The 21,536-nt window shown below is 67.1% G+C and carries 22 protein-coding genes and 1 pseudogene; 11 read left to right on the forward strand and 12 right to left on the reverse strand.

Features of this window, described 5'->3' with window-relative positions:
- Window positions 1–46 precede the first annotated feature (46 nt).
- The gene (locus QO058_RS15175; RefSeq protein WP_284167155.1) at window positions 47–1,291 is read left to right on the forward strand and encodes an SGNH/GDSL hydrolase family protein; all 1,245 of its coding nucleotides are present in this window, start codon (window positions 47–49) and stop codon (window positions 1,289–1,291) included.
- Here QO058_RS15175 and QO058_RS15180 read toward each other — a convergent pair.
- From QO058_RS15180 to QO058_RS15215, 8 genes and pseudogenes are all read right to left on the reverse strand, one after another.
- Window positions 1,288–2,442, reverse strand: coding sequence for a winged helix-turn-helix domain-containing protein (locus QO058_RS15180; RefSeq protein ID WP_284167156.1), 1,155 nt, complete (start codon window positions 2,440–2,442; stop codon window positions 1,288–1,290). The two genes, QO058_RS15175 and QO058_RS15180, sit on opposite strands and share 4 nt — an antisense overlap.
- 89 nt (window positions 2,443–2,531) lie before the next feature.
- Entirely contained in the window at window positions 2,532–2,807 is a 276-nt protein-coding gene (locus tag QO058_RS15185) for a hypothetical protein (RefSeq protein ID WP_284167157.1), read from the reverse strand.
- A 6-nt stretch (window positions 2,808–2,813) separates the two neighbouring features.
- The gene (locus QO058_RS15190) at window positions 2,814–3,824 is read right to left on the reverse strand and encodes a WD40 repeat domain-containing protein (protein ID WP_284167158.1); all 1,011 of its coding nucleotides are present in this window, start codon (window positions 3,822–3,824) and stop codon (window positions 2,814–2,816) included.
- Between the two features lie 15 nt (window positions 3,825–3,839).
- Window positions 3,840–4,803 (reverse strand): annotated as a pseudogene (locus QO058_RS15195) (CobW family GTP-binding protein).
- A 42-nt stretch (window positions 4,804–4,845) separates the two neighbouring features.
- The gene (locus tag QO058_RS15200) at window positions 4,846–5,754 is read right to left on the reverse strand and encodes a metal ABC transporter substrate-binding protein (RefSeq protein WP_284167159.1); all 909 of its coding nucleotides are present in this window, start codon (window positions 5,752–5,754) and stop codon (window positions 4,846–4,848) included.
- A 36-nt stretch (window positions 5,755–5,790) separates the two neighbouring features.
- Window positions 5,791–6,666 carry a metal ABC transporter permease gene (locus QO058_RS15205; protein ID WP_284167160.1) on the reverse strand — a complete coding sequence of 292 codons (876 nt, stop codon included), beginning with the start codon at window positions 6,664–6,666 and terminating at the stop codon, window positions 5,791–5,793.
- 25 nt (window positions 6,667–6,691) lie between these two features.
- Window positions 6,692–7,438, reverse strand: coding sequence for a zinc ABC transporter ATP-binding protein AztA (gene aztA / locus QO058_RS15210; RefSeq protein ID WP_284167161.1), 747 nt, complete (start codon window positions 7,436–7,438; stop codon window positions 6,692–6,694).
- A 10-nt stretch (window positions 7,439–7,448) separates the two neighbouring features.
- On the reverse strand, window positions 7,449–7,598 hold the full coding sequence (locus tag QO058_RS15215; protein WP_284167162.1) for a hypothetical protein: 150 nt from the start codon (window positions 7,596–7,598) through the stop codon (window positions 7,449–7,451).
- A gap of 114 nt (window positions 7,599–7,712) precedes the next feature.
- On the opposite strand from QO058_RS15215, the gene QO058_RS15220 reads away from it, so the two are divergent.
- A complete protein-coding gene (locus QO058_RS15220) occupies window positions 7,713–7,976 on the forward strand; it encodes a hypothetical protein (protein ID WP_284167163.1) in 264 nt (87 codons plus the stop codon).
- A 141-nt stretch (window positions 7,977–8,117) separates the two neighbouring features.
- On the opposite strand, the gene QO058_RS15225 is transcribed toward QO058_RS15220, so the two are convergent.
- Window positions 8,118–9,740, reverse strand: a complete 1,623-nt coding sequence (locus QO058_RS15225; protein ID WP_284167164.1) for an OpgD/OpgG family glucan biosynthesis protein — start codon at window positions 9,738–9,740, stop codon at window positions 8,118–8,120.
- A gap of 272 nt (window positions 9,741–10,012) precedes the next feature.
- Between QO058_RS15225 and QO058_RS15230 the strand changes: the two genes are divergently transcribed.
- From QO058_RS15230 to QO058_RS15240, 3 genes are all read left to right on the forward strand, one after another.
- Entirely contained in the window at window positions 10,013–10,942 is a 930-nt protein-coding gene (locus tag QO058_RS15230; protein WP_284172913.1) for a TAXI family TRAP transporter solute-binding subunit, read from the forward strand.
- A 115-nt stretch (window positions 10,943–11,057) separates the two neighbouring features.
- The gene (locus QO058_RS15235) at window positions 11,058–13,217 is read left to right on the forward strand and encodes a TRAP transporter permease (RefSeq protein WP_284167165.1); all 2,160 of its coding nucleotides are present in this window, start codon (window positions 11,058–11,060) and stop codon (window positions 13,215–13,217) included.
- Window positions 13,214–13,576, forward strand: coding sequence for a DUF1850 domain-containing protein (locus QO058_RS15240; protein ID WP_284167166.1), 363 nt, complete (start codon window positions 13,214–13,216; stop codon window positions 13,574–13,576). The genes QO058_RS15235 and QO058_RS15240 overlap by 4 nt, the downstream gene beginning before the upstream one ends.
- Window positions 13,577–13,578: 2 nt before the next feature.
- Here the strand turns inward: QO058_RS15240 and QO058_RS15245 are convergent, their stop codons facing one another.
- On the reverse strand, window positions 13,579–13,818 hold the full coding sequence (locus tag QO058_RS15245) for a hypothetical protein (RefSeq protein ID WP_284167167.1): 240 nt from the start codon (window positions 13,816–13,818) through the stop codon (window positions 13,579–13,581).
- A gap of 113 nt (window positions 13,819–13,931) precedes the next feature.
- Between QO058_RS15245 and QO058_RS15250 the strand changes: the two genes are divergently transcribed.
- The 6 genes from QO058_RS15250 (at window position 13,932) to QO058_RS15275 (ending at window position 19,459) form a co-directional block, all read left to right on the forward strand.
- Window positions 13,932–15,521, forward strand: coding sequence for a gamma-glutamyltransferase family protein (locus tag QO058_RS15250; protein WP_284167168.1), 1,590 nt, complete (start codon window positions 13,932–13,934; stop codon window positions 15,519–15,521).
- A gap of 26 nt (window positions 15,522–15,547) precedes the next feature.
- Window positions 15,548–16,744: an amidase gene (locus QO058_RS15255; RefSeq protein ID WP_284167169.1), complete on the forward strand. Its 1,197-nt coding sequence runs from the start codon at window positions 15,548–15,550 to the stop codon at window positions 16,742–16,744.
- Window positions 16,745–16,757: 13 nt separating this feature from the next.
- On the forward strand, window positions 16,758–17,390 hold the full coding sequence (gene nthA / locus QO058_RS15260; RefSeq protein ID WP_284167170.1) for a nitrile hydratase subunit alpha: 633 nt from the start codon (window positions 16,758–16,760) through the stop codon (window positions 17,388–17,390).
- Window positions 17,387–18,046, forward strand: a complete 660-nt coding sequence (gene nthB / locus QO058_RS15265; RefSeq protein ID WP_284167172.1) for a nitrile hydratase subunit beta — start codon at window positions 17,387–17,389, stop codon at window positions 18,044–18,046. Before nthA ends, nthB begins: the two co-directional genes overlap by 4 nt.
- Complete coding sequence (locus QO058_RS15270) at window positions 18,033–18,422, forward strand: nitrile hydratase accessory protein (RefSeq protein ID WP_284167174.1); 390 nt, start codon at window positions 18,033–18,035, stop codon at window positions 18,420–18,422. The genes nthB and QO058_RS15270 overlap by 14 nt, the downstream gene beginning before the upstream one ends.
- A 95-nt stretch (window positions 18,423–18,517) precedes the next feature.
- The gene (locus QO058_RS15275; protein WP_284167176.1) at window positions 18,518–19,459 is read left to right on the forward strand and encodes a DUF6454 family protein; all 942 of its coding nucleotides are present in this window, start codon (window positions 18,518–18,520) and stop codon (window positions 19,457–19,459) included.
- Between the two features lie 149 nt (window positions 19,460–19,608).
- Here QO058_RS15275 and QO058_RS15280 read toward each other — a convergent pair whose 3' ends face one another.
- Both QO058_RS15280 and QO058_RS15285 read right to left on the reverse strand, forming a co-directional pair.
- Window positions 19,609–20,625, reverse strand: a complete 1,017-nt coding sequence (locus QO058_RS15280) for a nickel/cobalt transporter (protein WP_284167178.1) — start codon at window positions 20,623–20,625, stop codon at window positions 19,609–19,611.
- Complete coding sequence (locus QO058_RS15285) at window positions 20,616–21,266, reverse strand: DUF1007 family protein (protein WP_284167180.1); 651 nt, start codon at window positions 21,264–21,266, stop codon at window positions 20,616–20,618. The genes QO058_RS15280 and QO058_RS15285 overlap by 10 nt, the downstream gene beginning before the upstream one ends.
- Window positions 21,267–21,536: the final 270 nt, after the last annotated feature.

Genomic DNA, 21,536 nt, shown 5'->3' on the forward strand with positions numbered 1-21,536 from the left:
ATTGCCCGGCGGCGCCTCCTTCTGACCGGCGCCGACCGAGAGCAAGATGCGGACGCGTTCGCTCTTCATGGTTCTGGCGGCGGCCCTGCTCCTGCTCGCGACGGGCGGGCCGACCTCGATCGCCCAGAACCCGATGCCACCGGGTCGGATACCGTCGCCGCCGCCGCAGGGCCGCAGCCTGTTCAACATGTTCTGGCAGATTCCGGAGCGGCCGGCAGTCCAGCAACGGCAGCCCCGCGAGCGAGTCGCTCCAGCGCCGCGCCAGGCGCCGACACGTGTTGTCGTCCGTGACGATCCGGTCATCCCCAAGGTCGACGTCAACCATCATGTGCTGGTGATCGGCGACACGCTGGCCGGGCAGATTGCCGAAGGGCTGCAGGACAGCTTGGGTGACCGCGCCGATGTCGCGGTGGTGAACAAGACCAAGGCCGATAGCGGGCTGGTCCGGACCGATTTCTACGACTGGCCGAAGGCGGCCGGGGAGTTCCTCGCGGCCGATGCCAAGGTCATGGTTGGGGTCATCAGCCTCGGTCCGAACGATCGCCAGGTGATCCGCGAAGGCGACGTCACGCACGAACCTCTGAGCGAGCGCTGGCTCCAGCTCTACAAGACCAGGATCGACGCCATTGCCTCCGCCTTCAGCGCCAAGCGGGTGCCGCTGATCTGGGTCGGCGCGCCGCCGATGCAGAATCCCCGGCTATCGGCCGACCTGATCACGCTGAACGACCTCTTCCGCAAGGGCGTGGAAGCGGGCGGCGGCCAGTATGTCGACCTCTGGGCCGCTTATGTCGACGGCGAGAACCGCTATACCGCGACCGGGCCGGATGTGAACGGGCAGATCGCCAAGCTCCGGCTCGGCGACGGCGTCCATTTCACCAGGGCCGGCGCCCGCAAAGCCGCGCATTTCGTCGATGTCGTCGTTCGCCGTCTGTTGGAGGGCACGCCGACGCAGAATGTCATCGCCCTGCCGACCTCGCCCGAGACCGGCGCCCCGCTCGCACCCGACCTGCAGCCGGGCGGCGTCGAGCGCCTGATCGACCGCATGGTCAGCGGCCTGCCCGCCGATCTCCAGCTCATTCCGGTTGCCCCGCCAAGACCGCTCGCTGGACCGATTCTGCCCCTGACCGGTGCGGTTGCGGGCAGCGGCGATACGGTACTGATCACCTCGGTGCAGGAGGCGCGTGGTCGCGGCGATGTCGCAGCCCAGCTCGACCGCGTCTTCGGCCAGGGGATCGCACCCGAGCCGCGCCCCGGTCGTGCCGACGATTTCAGCTGGCCTCGGTCGAACTAGTCGAGCTGAAAGCGTTCGAAGCGCTGCATCTCCTCGTCGACCTGCCGCTTCAGCTCGGGCGACGGTTCGGGCTCCAGCCAAGTCCATTGCTGCACCAGCAGCTTACGCGCCGCCCGGTCGGCCTTGAGATCGGCAACGGCTACGATGCGGTCCCCCGCCAGCACCGGCAGGCCGAAATAGCCGAAGACGCGCTTCTCCTTCGGTAGGTAGGCTTCGAATATGTGATCGTAGCCGAAGAACAGCTTCAGGCGCTTGCGCTGGATAACCAGCGGATCGAAGGGCGAGAGGATGTGGACGAGCCCCTCATCCGAGGGGGTAACGGGCGCCAGAGCGTCCGGCCGTGCCCAATGCGGTGTCTTCTCCGCGCCCTCGATCGCGACCGGCACGAGCTCCTTGCGCCTCATACGCCCGGCGATCAGCTCTGCGACCGCCTTCTTGCTGGGCGCATCGAGATGGCAGATCGAGTCGAGGCTGACGATACCCTGCGCTTGCAGGGCGCGGTCCAGCTTGTAGGCGGCGATCTGTCGTTCGGAGGCCGGCGTTGGCCGCTTCTCCCAGCCAAAATGCCGATCCATGAGCTCATAGGTCTTAAGCATGCCGGAGCGTGCCGAGATGACGAGCTCGCCATCGTAGAAGGCCCGTTCGAGCAAGCCCTTGGACGGCTTCTTGCTCGCCCAGAGATGCGTCTTCTCGACCAGCACGTCGGTGTCGATGTCGCGAATGGTGAGCGCGCCGTCCTTGCGGATGCGACGCAGCAGCTTGCGTGTCTCCTCACCATTGCCGACCGCGGCCCAGCGCTTCGGCTCGGCGCGATGCGCCTTCATCGCCGGCAGGAAATAACGGAGGTCGGCTGTGGGCGCATAGGACAGAGCATGCGTCCAGTACTCGAACACCGACTTGTCCAGTGACTGCGCCTGCGCGAGGTCATCGCGGCGGTAACCCGGGATGCGGCTGTAGAGGATGTGGTGGTGGCAGCGCTCGACCACGTTGATCGTGTCGATCTGGACATAGCCGAGATGGCTAACCGCGGCCGCCGTCGCCTCAGGCCCGGAGCCGAAGGGCTCTCGCGCATCTAGTTTCTGGGCTTTGAGCCAGATCCGGCGCGCTTGTGCCTTGTCGAGCTTCAGGATTTTTCGCGGTCGCGTCGCCATGACCGCAAGCTAGCCATGCCGCGGCCAAAGGTTAAGGCGCTCCCCCGCCACCTGCTGACATATCATGGCGGTGGTCTTTCCTCGGCTGCCTAGTCCGCAGCGGACAACGCCAGCGCCAACGCCTCCGGCGTCAGCTCCGCCAGCCCCATCTGCACCTTGAAGGCCCTGGTCTTCTCACCAGGCTTCATCACCAGGATCACCGTCTCGGTACCCGGGCAGGCGGGATCGGCGCAGAGGATCTCGTTGATAGCGATCACAGCGTTGTCGGGCAGGCCGAGCAGCTCGCGCACCTGCCGCTTGATCTGCGCCGCGGCATCGGCCCCGGCGGCGTCGCGCTTGTCCCTGCCGAACAGGCCGAAGCGCATCGCCGCTCAGCCGCCCGGAAGGGTCAACACGCCGGCCGCGCCGTCTTCGGCGCCGAAGGCGAGGCGCTTGCCGAGCTTGTCCCAGGCGAAGGCGGTGATGCCGCTGCCGCGCTGTGCCGGCCGCACCAGCAGTTCCGAGGCGTCGGTCAGGCGCACCATCAGGATGCAGCCGTCATCGTAGCCGATCGCCAATACCAGCGCCTTCGGATGGAAGGCGACGCGGGTGACCTTGGCGTGGCGCGCGCCGCATTCGCGCGGCGCCTTGCCGGTTGGCCCGTCGCCCTGGAAGGGCCAGACGATCGCGGCGTCGGCTCCCGACGATGCGAGCCAGAGCCCGTCATGCGACCAGGACAGCGAGCGAGGCTTGGCCGGGTAGCCGGTCATGCGCATATGGCTCGGCTTGTCGCCGAGGCGCCAGCCATGCAGCGCGTTCTCCTGCATCGCGCTGACGACGAAACGCCCGTCAGGCGACCAGGTCACCTCGAGATGCGAGCCCTTCCAGTCGAGGAAGTCGGGCTTGGCCTCGGTGTTGGGATACCAGAGCAGCACACCGTTCATCTGCGCGATGGCGAGGCGGTAGCCCTTCGGCGCGAAGGCGAGGCCCTGCGGCGTCGAGGCGACCTCGATCGACCTGAGCTTGCCCTTGTCGTCACGCGCATGGACGGTGCGGCCCGTGTTCCAGGCGAGGCTGCCGGCGGCCGATACAGTCACGGCATCGATCCAGCGCCGCTTCGGATCGAGTGCGAGTTCCTGCGGCTCGCCATCGGCTGATGTCGCGACGACGCGGCCGTCATCGCCGCCGCTGATCAGCCGCGCGCCATCCGAGACGGCAGAGAGCAGACCGCCGCGATTGGCCTCGACGCTCTCCGTCTCGCCATCGCGCCAGCGCAGCACGCGCCCGTCGGAAAGCGCGAAGGCCAGCGTCTGCTTCAGCCAGAAGGCGCCGACGACGTGCTCGCCAGCTTCGACGGGAACGACATGCTCGCGCAGCGAGACGGGTTTGGTGATGGTCTCCATGGCCTTGGCTTTAGCTCAAGCCGCGCAGGCCATGAACCCCTTTCGCAATGCCGCCTCGTCAAGATCGCGGCCGATGAAGACGAGGCGCGAGTTGCGCTCCTCCCCCCGCCTTCCAGTCGCGCTGCAGGTCGCCATCCAGGATCATGTGCACGCCCTGGAAGACGAAGCGGCGCGGCTCGTCCTTGAAGGCCAAAATGCCCTTGGAACGCAGGATGTTCGGACCCTGCACCTGGCTGATGTCGTTGATCCAGGGCATGAACTTCTCCGGATCGACATCGCCGGGGATCGTGAACGACATCGAGCGGACATCATCGGAATGGTGATGATGGTGGCCGGATTCGAGGAAGTCCGGCTCGATGTCGAGGATGCGGTCGAGATCGAAGGCGTTGCGGTCGAGCAGCTCGGCGATCGGCAGGTCGCAGCGCGTCGTCTTGTGCAGCTTGGCATAGGGGTTGATCGCGCGGATCGCCGCCTCGACCTCGGCAAGCCCTTCGGCGCTGACGAGATCGGTCTTGTTCAGGATGATCACATCGGCGAAGGCGATCTGGTTCTTCGCCTCCGGCGCGTCCTTGAGCCGGTCCTGCAGCCACTTCGCATCGGTGACGGTCACGACCGCATCAAGTTTGGTGGCGTCGCCGACATCCTGGTCGACGAAGAAGGTTTGGGCGACCGGGGCGGGATCGGCGAGGCCGGTGGTCTCGACGATGATCGCATCGAACTTGCCCTTGCGCTTCATCAAGCCGTCGAGGATGCGGATCAGGTCACCGCGCACCGTGCAGCAGATGCAGCCATTGTTCATCTCGAACACTTCCTCGTCGGCACCGACGACGAGGTCGCCATCGATGCCGGTCTCGCCGAACTCGTTGACGATCACGGCAAATTTCTTGCCGTGATCCTCGGTGAGGATGCGGTTGAGGAGCGTGGTCTTGCCGGCGCCCAGATAGCCGGTGAGCACCGTGACGGGAATCTTCTCGGACATGACTAGAACCTGGTTGGCGGCGCTGCTGCAATCGCGGACCGGTCAGGCCGGGCCGCCGACGAGCGCCTTTTCGATCTGGCTTATATTGTATTTCATCATCGCGATGTAAGTCCCGGCCGGACCGTTCGCAGCCGAGAGCGCATCCGAATAGAGCCGCCCGCCGATCTTCGCCCCGCTCTCTTTGGCTATCTGCTCGGCCAGGCGCGGATTGGTGATGTTTTCGAGGAAGACCGCCGGCATCTTCTCCGCCTTGATCTGGCGGATGATGCGCGCGACGTCCTTGGCCGAGGCCTCTGCTTCGGTCGAGACGCCCTGCGGTGCGATGAACGCGATGCCGTAGGCTTTGACGAAATAGCCGAAGGCGTCGTGCGAGGTGATCGCCTTGCGCCGCTCCGCCGGGATGCGCGCGACCGCAGCCTTGATCTCGGCCTCGAGCGCATCGAGCTTCGTAAGATAAGCGGCGGCATTGGCCTCGTAGATCGCCTTGCCGGCAGCGTCGGCTGCAACCAGCGCATCGCGGACATTGCCGACATAGATCTTGGCATTGGCGACGCTCTGCCAGGCATGCGGATCCTCGCCGCCATGGCCGTGACCGTGATCGTCGGCCAGCTTTTGCGGGGTGATGCCTGTGGTCGCGGTGGCGATCGTCGCCTTGGTGCCCGACGACTTGATCAAGCGGGTCAGCCAGCCCTCGAACTTCAGACCGTTGACGACGACGAGCTTCGCGCCCGCGACCGTCTTCGCATCGGCCGGCGTCGGCGAATAGACATGGGCGTCGCCATCGGGCCCGACCAGCAGCGCCACGGAAACCCGCTCGCCCCCGATCTCGCGTACGAAGTCGCCGAGGATCGAGAAGCTCGCGACCACGGACAGTTTCTCCTGGGCCAGGCCCGGCAGCGGCAGGACGGCACCGGCGGCAAGGCCGAGAAGAACGGAGCGGCGGTTCAGCATGGCATCTCTCGCGCTATATGAAACAGTATAACATAACTAGCGCTGGAGATGGGCCCTCGGCAAGAGGCGTCGCGCAAGGCCGCCCTGCGATCCCAGCAGGAGCGAGCCGAGATAGAGCGCGCCAGCCGACAGGATGATCGCCGGTCCAGCCGGAAGATTGCTGCCGGCGGCATAGGAGGCGACGAGGCCGATATAGCCGGACGCCATGCCAAAGCCGGAGGCCAGCAGGATCAGCCGGGTAATGTCGGCGGTCCAGAACCGCGCCGCGGCGGCCGGCAGCATCATCAGGCCGACCGCGAGCAGCGTGCCGAGCGCATGGAAGCCGGCAACGAGGTTGAGCACGACGAGGCCGAGGAAGGTCAGGTGCACGACGCCGCCTGAACGACTGACCGAACGCAGGAAGCCGGGATCGACGCATTCGAGCACAAGCGGGCGGTAGACCAGCGCCAGCACGCCGAGCGTCAGGCTGGCGACGCTGGAGAGCAGCACCAGCACATCGTCGTCGAGCGCCAGCACATTGCCGAACAGCACGTGGAAGAGGTCGACCGCCGAGCCGCGCAGCGAGACCAGGGTGACGCCGAGCGCCAGCGAGATCAGGTAGAAGGCGGCCAGCGAGGCGTCTTCCTTGAGCACGGTCAGGCGCGCGACGGCGCCGGCGGCGAGCGCGACCGCGAAACCGGCCACGAGCCCGCCCAGCGTCATCGCCGGCAGCGAGAAGCCCGCGACGAGATAGCCGAGCGCCGCGCCCGGCAGGATCGCATGCGCCATGGCGTCGCCGGTCAGGCTCATCCGCCGCAGCATCAGGAAGACGCCGACTGGCGCGCCGGAGACCGACAGCGCGATCACGCCGACCAGCGCCCGGCGCATGAAGTCGAATTCGGCGAAGGGGCCGATCAGGAGGTCGTAGAGCATCGGCCTTGTCTTATTGTCAGTGCGCTCAGGCGGCGCAGGGCGCGGCGTGGCTGTCGAAGGCCTCGACCATGCGGCGCGCCTTGAGCAGGTTGTTCGCCGTCAGCACCTCGCCGGTCTCGCCCCAGGCGATCGCCTCGCGCGCCAACAGCAGCGTCTGCGGGAAGGCGCGCTTCACCGTCTCGATATCGTGCAGCACGGCGACGACGGTCCGGCTCTCGCCATGCCAGCGCTGGACCAGCGCCAGCAGGTCGGCGCTGGTGCGGGCATCGATCGCCGTGAAAGGCTCGTCGAGCAGGATGATGTCGGCGTCCTGCAGCAGGAGCCGGGCGAACAGCGCCCGCTGCATCTGGCCGCCCGAGAGCGTGCCGATGCTGCGGTCCTCGAAGCCAGTGAGGCCGACGGCAGCGATCGCCGCCTCGATCTTACTGCGCTGGCCAAAGCCGATCCGGCCGAAGATGCCGGCCGTGCCCCATAGCCCCATCGCGACGAGATCGTAGACATGGATCGGGAAGGAGCGGTCGAGCTCGGCCGATTGCGGGAGATAGGCCAGGCGCTTGCCCTTGGCGAGCGCGATCGTGCCGTCGAGCGGCGCGAGCGCGCCGGCGATAGCCTTGAGCAGGGTCGATTTGCCGGCGCCGTTCGGCCCGACGATCGCGATCAGGCTGCCCGGCGCGATCTCGCCGGAGAGATGATGCACCGCCGGGTGGCGGTCATAGCCGAGCGTCAGGTCGCTGAAACGGATGGCGGGCACGGGTTTTGTACTCTTGTTCACGCCAGATTCTTCATTGCGCAATGACGGCGAGGGTCGCCGCCCACAGCACCAGGATCACACCGAGCGCCAAGCCGAGCCGTTGCCCGGCCGAGAGCCGCAGCAGCGACCAGCCGGGGGCCTCGGCAGCAGACTGGCGGTGATGGGCGTGATCATGAGCCATATCGAATGATATAATGTTACGCATGGCCGCGAGCAAGCACGATGACGCTTGTCACGGGCGCCGAAGCGCGTCGATATCCATCCTCGTCGGCTTCAGCCGGATGGGAGAGCATGCGTGAGCACCGAGCGGGTGACCTTCAAAGCGATACGCGACGGTGTCGCGACCGAGATGCCGGCCGATGCGATCGAGGTCGTCCTGCCTGACGGCCTCAGCTTCCGGATCATGGCCTTTGCCGGCCGCAAGGGATCGGCCACCCTGCACATGCCGGCCGACGACCCGCAGGCACCGAGCTTCGACGTCTTCTGCGTCGAGCCTGGCGCGGCCAACACCCTGTTCATCTCCGTCGACCGGGCCCAGAAGCGCCAGATCGAGGGCTAGCGGCCCTCGCTCCTGGCCCATCTCGAAACTCGCTGCGGCGCGCCAGATGGCGGTGGTTTCGAGAACCGGAGCGCAGCGGACATTGGTCCGTGAGCACCGGAAGCGCAGAAAACGCCGCCAGATGGCCGCCGCAGTAGAGTTTCAGCCCGGCCAGTACTGGTAGAGCCAGGTTTCGGTCAGCACCTTGTCGCCGCCGCGCAGGAAGCAGCGCATCTCGACCGGGTCGGTACCATCGACAGTAAGATCGAACTGCGCCCGCCAGTGGCCCGGCACGTCGTTCGGCACCGCCTCGGCGAAGGTGTAGGAAAACGAGCCGCGCGAGGCCGAGAGCACGACCTCGGGCTTGACCCCGAACGGGATGTCCTCGAGCGCCGGCCCCTTGAACTCGATCATGAACTTGCGCACGCCCTTGGGCCGCACCGTGCCAGGCTGGCCGCCATTGCCGAGCCTTGTCGCGACGACGCGGCCGAGCGCCGGAGGGAAAGGCTCATCCGCGAGCCAGTGCAGGCGATAGCGGAAGTTATAGGCGTTCCCGGCCTTGGCCGGGGCCTCCGGCACCCACATCGCCACGATGTTGTCGTGAATCTCGTCGTCGGTCGGGATCTCGATCAGCTGGACCGCGCCCTTGCCCCATTGGCCGAGCGTCTCGATCCAGAGGCTCGGCCGGCGCTCATAGAAGACGCCATCGAGGTAGTGGCCGATTTCGCGGTCGCGCTGCATCAGCCCGAAGCCGCGCGGGTTGTCGTCGACGAAGGACGAAGCGACGGTGCGCTGGGGATTGTTGAGCGGGCGCCAGGCGCGCTCGCCGCTGCCGGTCCAGAGCGCGAGCCCGTCGGAATCGTGCACCTCCGGCCGCCAGTCGACCATGGTCGTCTTGGCCGTCTCGGAATACCAGTACATCGAGGTCAGCGGCGCGATGCCGAGCCGCGCGACGTCCTTGCGCAGGTGCAGTTCCTGCTCGGTCTCCATGTCGACGCCCTTGCCGCGATGCATGCGGAAACGGAAGGCCCCCGCCACGCTCGGCCCCGAGAGCAGGGCATAGACGACGACATGCTCGGCCGCCTCACCGGGCGTCTCCAGCCAGACATGGGTGAAATCGGGGAATTCCTCCGGCCGGTCGCCGACCGCCGGATCGACGGCGAGGCCGCGGGCCGAGAGCCCGTACTGGTAGAGCTCGCCGATGGCGCGGAAATAGGAGGCGCCGAGGAAGGCGACCCAGTCGTTCTTCTGCCAGTCGAGCTTCTCGCCCTTGCGGCCGGGATGGCCGGAGCGGCTTTCCTGGAAGCGGAAGCCGGCGAAACCGGCGCCCGGCGGCAATTGCTTGGCCGGTGAATCGGCCGGCATCTCGAAATAGCTCTCGTCGTAGACGATCTCGCGCGACTTGCCGTCGTCGAGGACATGCATGCGCACGGGCTTCTGGAAGTAGCGGCCGAGATGGAAGAAGGTCACCGGCCAGGGCGAGGGCCCGTTCGCCCAGAGCGCCAGTTCCGGCTTGAACTTGATCTTGCCATGGGCATCGTAGTCGATCTTCTCGAGCACGTCCGGCTTGGGATTCGGCGGCGGCTCATAGGGTTTGCCGGCAAGGTCGCGAGCCCGCGCCTTCAGGCCGTCGAAGGAGAAGACTTCGGCCGTGCCGAGCTTCAACCCCTGCTGGGCCAGCGCCGGGCCGGAGAAGCCCGCTGCGGCGAGGGCGGCCGTGCCGGCGGCGCCTGCAAGCAATGTGCGGCGGTCGATCAGGGGCGTGGTCGGCTGTCGCGGCTGCATCGGGCGGGGCGCTCCATCGGGAAAGGTCGGCTCGAAGATGGTGTTTCCGGCTAGCCTGTCCAGCCGGCTAGGGCAATCTCCTGAGCTTCCTGGCGCCAGCAGGGCGGAAATCGCACGCAATCGCGGCACGAAAGGCTCCTAGAGCTTTGGAACAACTTTTCTTTCGCCCCGCGAACGGCCTACAACTAGGGAAAGTCCGGCCGTCCGAGCCGGACCATGCTTCGGGAGGAACCATGACGACGCTGCTCGCCGGCCGCCGCTTTGCCGGGCTCATGACTGCCGTGATCATCGCCGTGACGCCGGTCGCGGCCAAGGCACAGGACTTCATCAACGTCCTGACCGGGGGCACCTCCGGCGTCTATTATCCGATGGGCGTCGCGCTCTCGAAGATCTATGGCGACAAGATCGCCAACACCCGCCCCTCGGTGCAGGCGACCAAGGCCTCGGTCGAGAACCTCGTCCTGCTGCAGCAAGGCCGTGGCGAGATCGCCTTCACCCTCGGCGACTCGCTCGACGCCGCCTGGAAGGGCGACGAGGAGGCCGGATTCAAGACGCCGTTGAAGAAGCTGCGCGGCATCACCGCGATCTATCCGAACTATGTCCAGATCGTCGCCTCGAAGGAGAGCGGCATCAAGACGCTGGCCGATCTCAAAGGCAAGCGCCTCTCGGTCGGCGCGCCGAAATCCGGCACCGAGCTCAACGCCCGCGCCATCCTTACTGCCGCCGGCCTGTCCTACAAGGATCTCGGCAAGATCGAGTACCTGCCCTTCGCCGAGTCGGTCGAGCTGATGAAAAACCGCCAGCTCGACGCCACCCTGCAATCGGCCGGCCTCGGCGTCGCCTCGATCCGCGATCTCGCAGCTTCCGTCGAGATCGTCGTCGTCGAGGTGCCCAAGGCGGTGATCGACAAGGCCGGCCCGCCCTTCATCAGCACGCCGATCCCGGCCAACACCTATGGCGGCCAGACCACCGACGTGAACACCGCAGCGGTGGTCAACTACCTCGTCACCCATGACGGCGTGAAGGAGGAACTGGTCTACCAGATGACCAAGAACATCTTCGAGAATCTCGGCGAACTCGGCTCGTCGCATTCGGCCGGCAAATCGATCAAGCTCGAGAACGCGCTCGACGGCATGCCGGTGCCGCTGCATCCGGGCGCCGCGCGCTATCTCAAGGAAAAGGGCCTGAAGGTCGGGTCGTAGGGCGTCATTCTCGGGCTCGACCCGAGAATCTCATGACCAGCTAGCTGGTTTCCAAGATGCTCGGGTCAAGTCCGAGCATGACGGCGGTTGGTTTTTGGCGACGGGCGGGCAGGCGATGGCGCAGCAGACCACAGTGGCGGGGGCCGATACCGACCGGCTGCACGAGCTCTCCGGCGCGAGCGGCGCGCCGATCGAGAACGAGGCGCTCGATAATTTCGAGCACGGCTTCCCACCCGGCTTCGGCCCCGGCAAATGGGGCCTGCTCGCCTATGCCGTGGCGCTCGCCTTCGCCTCATTCCAGATCCTGATCTCGGCCTGGCACTTCCTGCCGAGCCAGGCGGTGCGCGGCGTCCATGTCGGCTTCCTGCTGCTGCTCTCCTTCGGCCTCGTCGCCAATTTCAAGGCCAAGACCGAGGCCGGCCGCTGGCTCGGCTGGGCCATCGGCCTGCTCGGCTTTCTGATCGGCCTCTACCAGCTGATCTTCTATGCCGACCTGATCCTGCGTGACGGCGACCCGACCACGCTCGACCTCGTGGTCGGCAGCCTGCTCGCCATTCTCGTCTTCGAGGCTGCCAGGCGGCTGATGGGCAATGCCCTGCCGATCATGTGCGGCGTCTGCCTGCTCTACTGGTTCTTCGGCCAATACCTGCCCTCGCCCTTCAACCATCGCGGCTACGGCTTCGACCAGATCATCGGCCATCTCTCCTTCGGCACCGAAGGGCTCTACGGCGTGCCGACCTATGTCTCGGCGACCTACATCTTCCTGTTCATCGTCTTCGGCGCCTTCCTCGAGAAGGCCGGGATGATCCATCTCTTCAACGACGTCTCGCTCGGCCTGTTCGGCGGCGCCCGCGGCGGCCCGGCCAAGGTCGCGGTCTTCTCGTCGGGGATGATGGGAATGATCTCGGGCTCCGGCGTCGCCAATGTCGTCACCGTCGGCCAGTTCACGATTCCGCTGATGATCAAGTTTGGCTACCGGCGCGCCTTCGCCGCCGGCGTCGAGGCGACCGCCTCGATGGGCGGCCAGATCATGCCGCCAGTGATGGGCGCCGCCGCCTTCATCATGGCCGAGACGCTCGGCGTCGACTATTCCGAGATCGTCAAGGCGGCCGCGATCCCGGCCGTGCTCTATTTCGCCTCGGCCTTCTGGATGGTGCATCTGGAAGCCGGCAAGCACGGCCTCAAGGGCATCGAGCGCGCTTTGCTGCCGAGCCCGCTGAAAGCGCTGCGCGAACGCTGGTATCTGGCGCTGCCGCTCGCCGTGCTCGTCTTCATGCTGTTCCACGGCTTCACGCCGCTGTTCGCCGGCACGATCGGGCTCGCGCTCACCGTCGGTCTCTTGCTCGGCGCCGGCATCGCCCTCGGCTTCAAGACGACGACGCTGCGCGTGATCTTCTGGATCGGCCTCGGGCTGATCGCCGGGGTGCTATTGCGCGAGGGCATGGACGTCCGCGTCGTCGCCGGCCTCATCCTGGCACTCGTCCTGCTCAACGCCCTCACCATCGGCGGCCGGGCGACGCTCGCCATCTGCCGCGACGCGCTTGCCGACGCCGCCAAGACGGCGCTGCCGGTCGGCATCGCCTGCGCTATCGTCGGCACCATCATCGGCCTGATGACCCAGACCGGCATCGGCACCACCTTCGGCGCCTGGATCATCGGGCTCGGCAAGACCAGCCTGTTCCTGGCGCTGGTCCTGACCATGATCCTCTCGATCCTGCTCGGCACCGGCATCCCGACGATCCCGACCTACATCATCGTCGCGGCGCTCGCCGCCCCGGCGCTGGAAAAGCTCGGCGTGCCGCTGATCGTCAGCCACATGTTCGCGTTCTACTACGGCATCATGGCCGACCTCTCGCCGCCGGTGGCGCTGGCGGCCTTGGCGGCTGCGCCGATCGCCAAGGAGAACCCTGACAAGATCGGTTGGGAGGCGATGCGCGTCGCGCTCGCCGGCTACGTCATCCCCTTCATCGCGGTCTATTCGCCGGCACTGATGCTGCAGCCGGGCGATGCGATGAGCGCGACAATCGGCTTCTGGCCGTCCGTGGTCTACGCTGTGATCAAGGCGAGCATCGCCATCGCCCTGTTCGGCATGGTCGCGATCGGCTTCCTGTTCGGGCGCCTGACCATGATCGAACGCGTGCTCTGCTTTGCCGCCGCAGTCTTCCTGTTCGGCGAATTCCCCTATAGCGACCCGCTCGGCTACGCCCTCGCCGCCGCAATCGTCGCCCGCCATTGGTGGGCCAATCGCCCCGACGGGTTGGAAAAGCCGGCGTGATCTGCCTCGCCGCCGGTGCGCTCGTGGTTTCGCTCGACGCAAGCGAGATCACGCTGTCCTGGCGGCATTCGGTGCAGAAATCGCTGTGGGAGGAGCTTTGGCGGCAAGGCCCGAAAGGCCTCGTCCTCGAAGAGGCCCGCATCCAGGGCTCCGGCGCCGGCATGGATCCGCCTGATGGCGCAAAGCTCGTCGACGGCTTCTGGCGCTGGAAACCGAACCTGCCTGCCCTGCCGGAAGTGGTGATGCGCCGCTCCGGCGCCACCGCCGATTGGCAAGTCTGCGTGGAAAACCGCTGCCGGTCGCTCGATGAATTGCTGCCGGCCGAGGCCGATCCGGTGGTGATGCGACCCTGCGGCTGAACTCAGCCGCGCTGGGTCAGACGCTCGATCTTCACGACGCGGCGCATGAAGTTCACCAGGCCATAGGCGGCGAGCACCGAGAACAGCCCCATCAGCACATAGGCGACGATGGGCCCGAGCTCGAACAGGCCGGCCAGCGCCCAGCCGGACGCCAGCGCGACGCCGAAGATCTCGACCGCGATCAGGATGGCGAGCGAGACCACCATGATCACGTTGCGCCAATTGGTGCGGCCAGCCGCCATGCTTTTACCCTCGGAACCCATGCACGGACCGCCTAGCCTAGCCGGCGGCGGCATGCAACAAAATCGCGCCTTCCGGCAAAATGGTCACGCCTGCCCCGAACGAAAAGAACCTGATGCCCGATTCTCCTGTTTTCAGCTCGGCCGCCGTTGCGGCGCCCCATCGCTTCGCCTCGGAAGCCGGGCGCGCCATCCTCGCCGAGGGCGGCAATGCGATCGAGGCGATGGTCGCCATGGCTGCGACCATCGCGGTCGTCTATCCCCACATGAACGCGATCGGCGGCGACGGCTTCTGGCTTGTGCATGAGCCCGGCGGCAAGGTCCACGCCATCGAGGCCTGCGGTCCGGCAGGGAGCCTCGCCACGATCGAGCGCTATCGCGAGAAGGGCCATGACACGCTGCCGGCGCGCGGCCCGGATGCGGCGATCACCGTCGCCGGCGCGATCGGCGGCTGGCAGGCGGCGCTCGCTTTGTCCGCCAGCCTCGGCGGCAGGCTGCCGCTGAAGGACCTGCTCGCCGACGCCATCCGCCATTGTGCCGAGGGCTACGATATCTCCGACTCCGAACTGCGCACCTGGCCGCAGGAGGTCGACGCGGTGAAGGCCGCGCCCGGCTTCAGCGAGTTCTTCTGGCCGGGCGGAGAACGGCCCAAGGCCGGCGACCGGCGCAAACCCACCGCGCTCGGCGCGACGCTGGAGCAGCTCGTCCATGCCGGGCTCGACGATTTCTATCGCGGTGACATCGGCCGCGAGCTTGCCGAGGACCTCGGGCGTCTCGGCGCGCCCATCACCCGCGCCGATCTCGAAGCCTTCCGCGCCCGGCCTGTCCAGGCGCTGTCGCTGAAGCTGCCGGGCCTCACGGTCTACAATTTCCCGCCGCCGACGCAGGGCCTCACCGCCCTGATGATCCTTGGTATCTTCGAAAGGCTCGGTGTCACCCGTCCGGAGAGCTTCGACCACCATCACGGCCTCGTCGAGGCGGTGAAGCGCGCGCTCGCCATCCGCGACAAGGTCGTCACCGACCCGGCCTTCATGACGGTCGATCCGGCAAGCCTCCTGACCGACACCGCTCTGGAACGCGAAGCCGCGAAGATCGACCGCAAGCGCGCCGCGAGCTGGCCGTTCCGGCCCGGCGAGGGCGACACGATCTGGATGGGCGCGATCGACGGCTCCGGCCTCGCGGTGTCCTATATCCAGTCGCTCTACTGGGAATACGGCTCCGGCTGCATCCTGCCCAAGACCGGCGTCAACTGGCAGAACCGCGGCGTCTCCTTCTCGCTGGACGCCAAGGCGCTGAATCCGCTGGCTCCCGGCCGCAAGCCCTTCCATACGCTCAACCCGCCGCTCGCCCGCTTCGACGATGGCCGCATCGTCAGCTACGGCGCGATGGGCGGCGACGGTCAGCCGCAATTCCAGGCGCAGATCCTGTCGCGCTATCGCTTTGGCCAGGGCCTCGCCGACGCCGTCGATGCGCCGCGCTGGCTGTTCGGCCGCACCTGGGGCGCCGGCTCGATCTCGCTCAAGCTGGAGAACCGCTTCGACCCGATGCTGCTGGCCAGGCTCACCGCAGCCGGGCACCCGGTCGAGGAATACAGCGAGGCCTATTCCGACCAGTTCGGCCATGCCGGCATGCTGGTGAAGCACCAGAAGGGCCATGTCGAGGCGACGCATGATCCGCGCTCGGACGGCGACGCCCGCGGCATCTGATTGAGATCTGGGGGATCTGAGAACACATGATCGAGAACGACCCGTTTCGCTGCTTCGTGCCGTATCCGCAAGCGCCGGTGAAACACGCCTCGTCCGGCCCGCTCGCCGGGCTGACGCTCGCGGTCAAGGACCTGTTCGACGTCAAGGGCTATCCGACCGGCGCGGGCTCGCCGATCGTGCTGGCGCTCTCGGGGATCAAGACCAAGACGGCGCCGATCGTGAAGGCCTTCCTGGAGGCCGGAGCCCGTTTCGTCGGCAAGACCCATACCGACGAGCTCGCTTTTTCGCTCAACGGCAAGAACGCCCATTTCGGCTCGCCCGTAAATCCGGCGGCGCCGGATCGGATCACCGGCGGCTCGTCCTCCGGCTCGATGGCAGCGGTCGCCGGAAGGCTCGCCGATATCGGCCTCGGCTCCGACACTGGCGGCTCGGTTCGGGCGCCGGCGAGCTATGGCGGCCTGTTCGGCATCCGCCCGACCCACGGCCGCCTCTCGCTGAAGCGGGCCTGGCCGCTGGCGGAGAGTCTCGACACCGCCGGCTTCTTCGCCCGGGATGGCGAGGTCTTCGCCCGCGCCGCCAATGTGGTGCTCGGCAAGGACCGGCTGACGCTGCCGGAAACGCCTCGCCTCCTCCTCGCCGACGACCTCTTCGCCCAGGCCGTGCCCGAGGCCGAGCGCATCCTGCGCAATGTCGTGCAGCGCATCGTGCCGATCCTCGGCCAGCCCGAGACAGTGCGCGCCGTCAGTGACATGGACGCGCTCTACTGGGCCTTCCGCTGGATCCAGGGGCGCGAGGCCTGGCAGGCGGATGGCGCGATGATCGAGCGCCATGCGCCACCGCTCGGCCCCGGCGTCGCCGAGCGCTTCGCCTTCGGCAAGGCAGTCAGCGATGCGGAGGTCGCGCGCGGCGACAGCGTGCGCAAGGCTTTCCGGGCGAAGCTCGCCAAGCTGCTCGGCAAGGACGGCGTGCTGATGCTGCCGACGGTGCCGGACGTCGCGCCCCTGATCGGCGCCGGCGAACCCGAGCTCGAGGATTTCCGCAACCGTGCCCTGCGCCTGCTCTGTCTTGCGGGCCTGTCGGGCTTCCCGCAGATTTCGATTCCCGTCGCCCATCGCGACGACGCACCGCTGGGCTTGTCGGTGATCGGGCCGAAGGGCTCGGACAAGTCGCTCGTCGCCTTCGCGGTGAAGTTCGAGCGGGCGGCGCGGATCAGGCTGGCATGACGAGGAGGGTCCGATGAGCGGCCACGACCATCACCACCATCATGACCACGAGCACGACAACCACTTCACCCCGATCGAGGCGCGGGTGAAGGCGCTGGAATCGCTAATGGTCGAGAAGGGCTATGTCGACCCCAGCGCGCTCGACGCAATCATCGACACCTATGAGACCAAGATCGGCCCGCGCAACGGCGCCCGCGTCGTGGCGAAAGCCTGGAGCGATCCGGCCTATGCCGCGCGCCTGAAGGCGGACGGCACCGCCGCCGTCGCCGAGCTCGGCTATGGCGGGCGCGGCGGCGAGCACATCGTCGTCTGCTTCAACACACCCGAGGAGCACAACCTCATCGTCTGCACCCTGTGCTCCTGCTATCCGTGGCCGGTGCTGGGACTGCCGCCGGTCTGGTATAAATCGCCGCCCTATCGCGCCAAGGCGGTGATCGACCCGCGCGGCACCCTAGCCGATTTCGGCGTGAGCCTGCCGGCAGGCCAGCGCATCCGCGTCTGGGATTCGACCGCCGAGACCCGCTTCATCGTTATCCCCATGCGGCCTGAAGGCACCGAAGGCTGGAGCGAGGACGAGCTGGCAGCGATCGTCAGCCGCGACTCGATGATCGGCGTCGGCCTGCCCTCCCCGGAGGATCGGCCATGAACAGCGCCCACGACCTCGGCGGCCAGATGGGCTTCGGCCCGGTCGTGCCGGAGAAGGACGAGCCGATCTTCCATGCCGACTGGGAGAGGAAGGTGCTGGCGATCAATGTCGCCGCCGGCGCGATGGGCGCCTGGACGATCGACGGCATCCGCCATGCCCGCGAGAGCTTGCCGCCGGCGCAATACCTGTCGTCGAGCTATTACCAGATCTGGCTGGCGGCGCTCGACAAGGTGCTGGTCGAGCAGGGCTTCCTGAGCAAGGAGGAGCTCGTCTCCGGTGTCGCCGGCAGCACGCGCCGGGAGCCCAAGCGCGTTCTGAAGGGCGAAGAGGTTCCGACCGTCCTGCGCCGCGGCTTCCCCTATGAGCGCGAGGCGCCGGCCCCGGCCCGTTTCAAGGTCGGCGACAAGGTCCGCACCATCGTCATGCACCCGCAGCATCATACCCGCCTGCCGCGTTATGCCCGCGGCAAAGAGGGGGTGGTCGAGCTGGTCACCGGCTGCCATGTCTTTCCCGACACCGGCGCCCATGGCGCGCCCGAGACGGCGCAATGGCTCTACACCGTCGTCTTCGCCGGGCCGGAGCTCTGGGGCCGCGATGCCGATCCGACCTCGAGCGTCAGCATCGAGGCCTGGGAGAGCTATCTTGAGCCGGCCTGACGCAGCCCTAGCGGACACACTCGCCGCCGGCACGCCGATCCCGCGCGACGCCGAGGGTCCGGTCTTCGCCGAGCCCTGGCAGGCGCAGGCCTTCGCACTCGTCGTCGCCCTGCAGAATCGCGGCGTCTTCAGTGCGGATGAATGGGCGCAGACGCTCGGCGCGGAGATCCGCGAAGCGCTGGCCAATGGCGGGTGCCGCGACGGCTCCGATTATTACGAGCGCTGGTGCGAGGCGCTGGAGCACCTCCTGATCGAAAAGGGCCTCGCCTCGCATGACGGCGTCGATGCCCGCGCCGCCGCATGGGAACGCGCCGCCGAGGCGACGCCGCATGGCAAGCCGATCCTGCTGGAGAACGATCCGCTGGCGCAGCGCTGAAGCTGCGCGTCATCTCCCCTTTGCACGAACGTCGCGAAGCGCGACTATCGCCGCAATGCCCGGCTTCAGGGCGGGATCACGGGAGGACGATGGCGATGAAGACCAAGCTCATGGCATTCGCCGGACTGGCTCTGGCGCTCACGGCGACGCCGGCACTGGCGGCAGATCCGGCGCTCAACACCCTCGTTCCGAAGCTGACGCGCGCCACACAGTGGACGCAAGTTGCGGCGGTCGAACTGCAGTTCCCGACCCACCATCCGCAGGGCATGGTCAAGATCGGCGACGCCTTCTTCATCTCCTCGGTCGAGATCAAAAAGCCGACGACGCGCTATGCCGAACCGAAGGACGGCTACGACCGCGACACCGGCGAGGGCGTGGGCCATCTCTTCAAGGTCGATGCGCAGGGCAAGCTCCTGGCCAGCATCACCCTCGGCGAAGGCTCCGTCTATCACCCTGGCGGTATCGACTTCGACGGCAAGGACCTCTGGATCCCGGTCGCCGAATACCGGCCGAACAGCCAGTCGATCATCTACAAGGTCGATCCCGCAACGCTGAAGGCGACCGAGGTCTTCCGCTTCAAGGACCATGTCGGCGGTATCGTCCACAACACCGACGGCAAGTCGCTGCACGGCGTCAGCTGGGGCTCGCGGCGCTTTTACGCCTGGCCGCTCGGCGCCGACGGCAAGGTCACCAATGCCACCACCGCGCCGGAAGCGCTGCGTGTCGCTAACCCGGCGCTCTACATCGACTACCAGGATTGCCACTCGATCGGCATGAGCCGGATGCTTTGCTCCGGCCTCAACAATTACCGCGCGAGCAAGGATGGCCCGCTCTTCCGGCTCGGCGGCTTCGAGATCGTCGATCTCAAGGACAACCGCCCGGTCTTCCAGATGCCCATCGAGCTCTGGTCGCCATCCGGCCTGCCGATGACGCAGAACCCGTTCTGGGTCGAGCCGGCGGGCGACGGCGTCCGCGCCTATTTCGTGCCGGATGACGATAAGTCGACCCTGTTCGTCTACGAGGCCGCGGCGAAGTAGCGGGGTTTCCTTCTTCCCTCGGGGGAGAAGGTGGCAGCGCGAAGCGCTGACGGATGAGGGAAGGATGGGCGCGCCCTGCCCATGTCTCACCCGGTCGTACCGCCCTCATCCCCCTGCCGGGACCTTCTCCCCCGAGGGGAGAAGGAGACCTAACTCCCCTGTCCGCCGATCCACAGACCGAAGAACAGCGCCGCACCGAGCACGGCGACGAAGGCCGCCGCCAGCACTTCGAGCCCGGCGATGATCCGGGCTCCTTTCAGTGAACCGCCACCTGCGAAGCGCAGCGCCGCGAATTTGAAGAACACCGCCAGCGCCGCCAACGCCCCGGTGGTCAGCGCCGTGCCGAGTGCCATGGCGAAGGTCGCAGCGATGCCGGCCCAGAGCAGACCCTGCGCATTGGCGAAGACGAGGATGATCAGCGCGCCGGCGCAGGGGCGCAGGCCCGCCGCGAGCACGATTCCGGCCATTTCGCGGAACGAGCGCAGGCGCGAGACCTCTTCGGCGCCGGGCATGTGGACATGGTCGCAGGAGGCGGGATCATGCGCCGCGCCGCCGCCGAGTGCGACGAGATTCCCGGCCTTGCGCCAGAGCACGTAGAGCCCGACCAGCGCGACCAGCGCGAAACTACCCTGCTCGATCACAAAGGTGGTCGAGGCCATGGTCTTGGCCGTCGCATCCAGCGCCAGCGTCAGCGCGCCGACCAGCCCGATCGCCACCAGCGCCTGCACGATCGCCGCCGCGAAGGAGAGCGCCAGCCCGCGCTTCAGGCTGCGATTGTCGGCGACGATATAGCCGGAGATCACCGCCTTGCCGTGGCCCGGCCCGGCGGCGTGGAAGACGCCATAGGCGAAGGAAAGCCCGAGCAGGCCGGGCAGCGCCGCCGGCGACTGCGCAATCGCCTTCAGCGTCGCGGTCAGCTCGCGATAGAAGCTCGATTGCCAGGCAAGGATGACCGCGCCGATACCGGTCGTCGCCGGCAGCGCCTCGCGCGGCAAGGCCGTGCCGAATGGATTGCGCGGCGGGGGGGGCGGAGGCGGAAAGTAGAGGCTGGCCAGCCAGGCGATCAGCCCGAGCGCACCTGCGACCAAAGCGAGCGCCAGCAGCGCGACGAGCAGGCGACGCGGCCAGAGCGGCAGGCCCGGCGCGGCGGGGGCGCTCAGGGACATGCCACCAGCGCCCTGGTGGTGACCTGGTAGGCGCTCATGTCCGGCGTCGCGGTGATGTCCTCCTGCGCCAGGCGCTGCTGCGTCGCCGAATCGAGCTTGGGCGGGCGCATGATCCGGACGATGCAGCCCTTGGGGGCATCGCGCGCCGCCACCGCATCGGCCTCCTCGCCGATCTCGAAGGCGACGAAATAGGTCGGGTCGCCGATCTCGATGCCGAAGGAACGGTTGGCCGTGGCTGGAACCTTCAGCGGCAAGGTGTAGGTCAGCGTCAGCGTCTTGTTCTCATAGGAGAGCGAAGCCTCGCTCGGCGTGCCGAACTCCTGCGGCTTGCCGTTCGCCTTGGCGATGGTGAAGAAGCCGACATCCGGCAGCGATTCCATATTGACCTTGGCAAGCTCGGCGAGCTCGTCGGAGGTCAGCTTGCCGTCGCCGTTCTTGTCGAGGCCCTGGACCATATAGGCCGAATAGGCCTCGTCGAAGCTCCAGCGATGGCGCAGCGCCTTCACCGCGCCGTCAGAGCCGTAGAGGATCTCGGTGCGCGACGTCACGAAGACGTGCGGATGCGCCAGCGCCGGCAGAGCAAGGCCGAGCCAGGCCGCGACGACGGTGAGCAGGGTGAAAACGTCGAAACGTCGCGGCACGCGGCAATTTCCTCGAATCTGCGGCGAATCCGGCCGAGCTTTCATACAAAAACGCGCCTTGCGCGCCTACCCTGCAATCTCGTGCCGTGAGCCCTGCCGGCATCGCCCGCAAAGGCGGCCAAATCGCGGCGCAAGCGGTCTCCGCTACTCTGGAATCACCCCAAGGTCGTTTGACGATATCACGTCAGTTATGACAGCTTTGCTGACGTAATAACGAATTGGAGACCGGCGCTACCGGTCCCTATAGTCGATTTGAGCGCGATCGTCGGG

It is taken from the genome of Bosea vestrisii, from assembly GCF_030144325.1.
Taxonomy (GTDB): Bacteria; Pseudomonadota; Alphaproteobacteria; order Rhizobiales; family Beijerinckiaceae; genus Allobosea; species Allobosea vestrisii_A.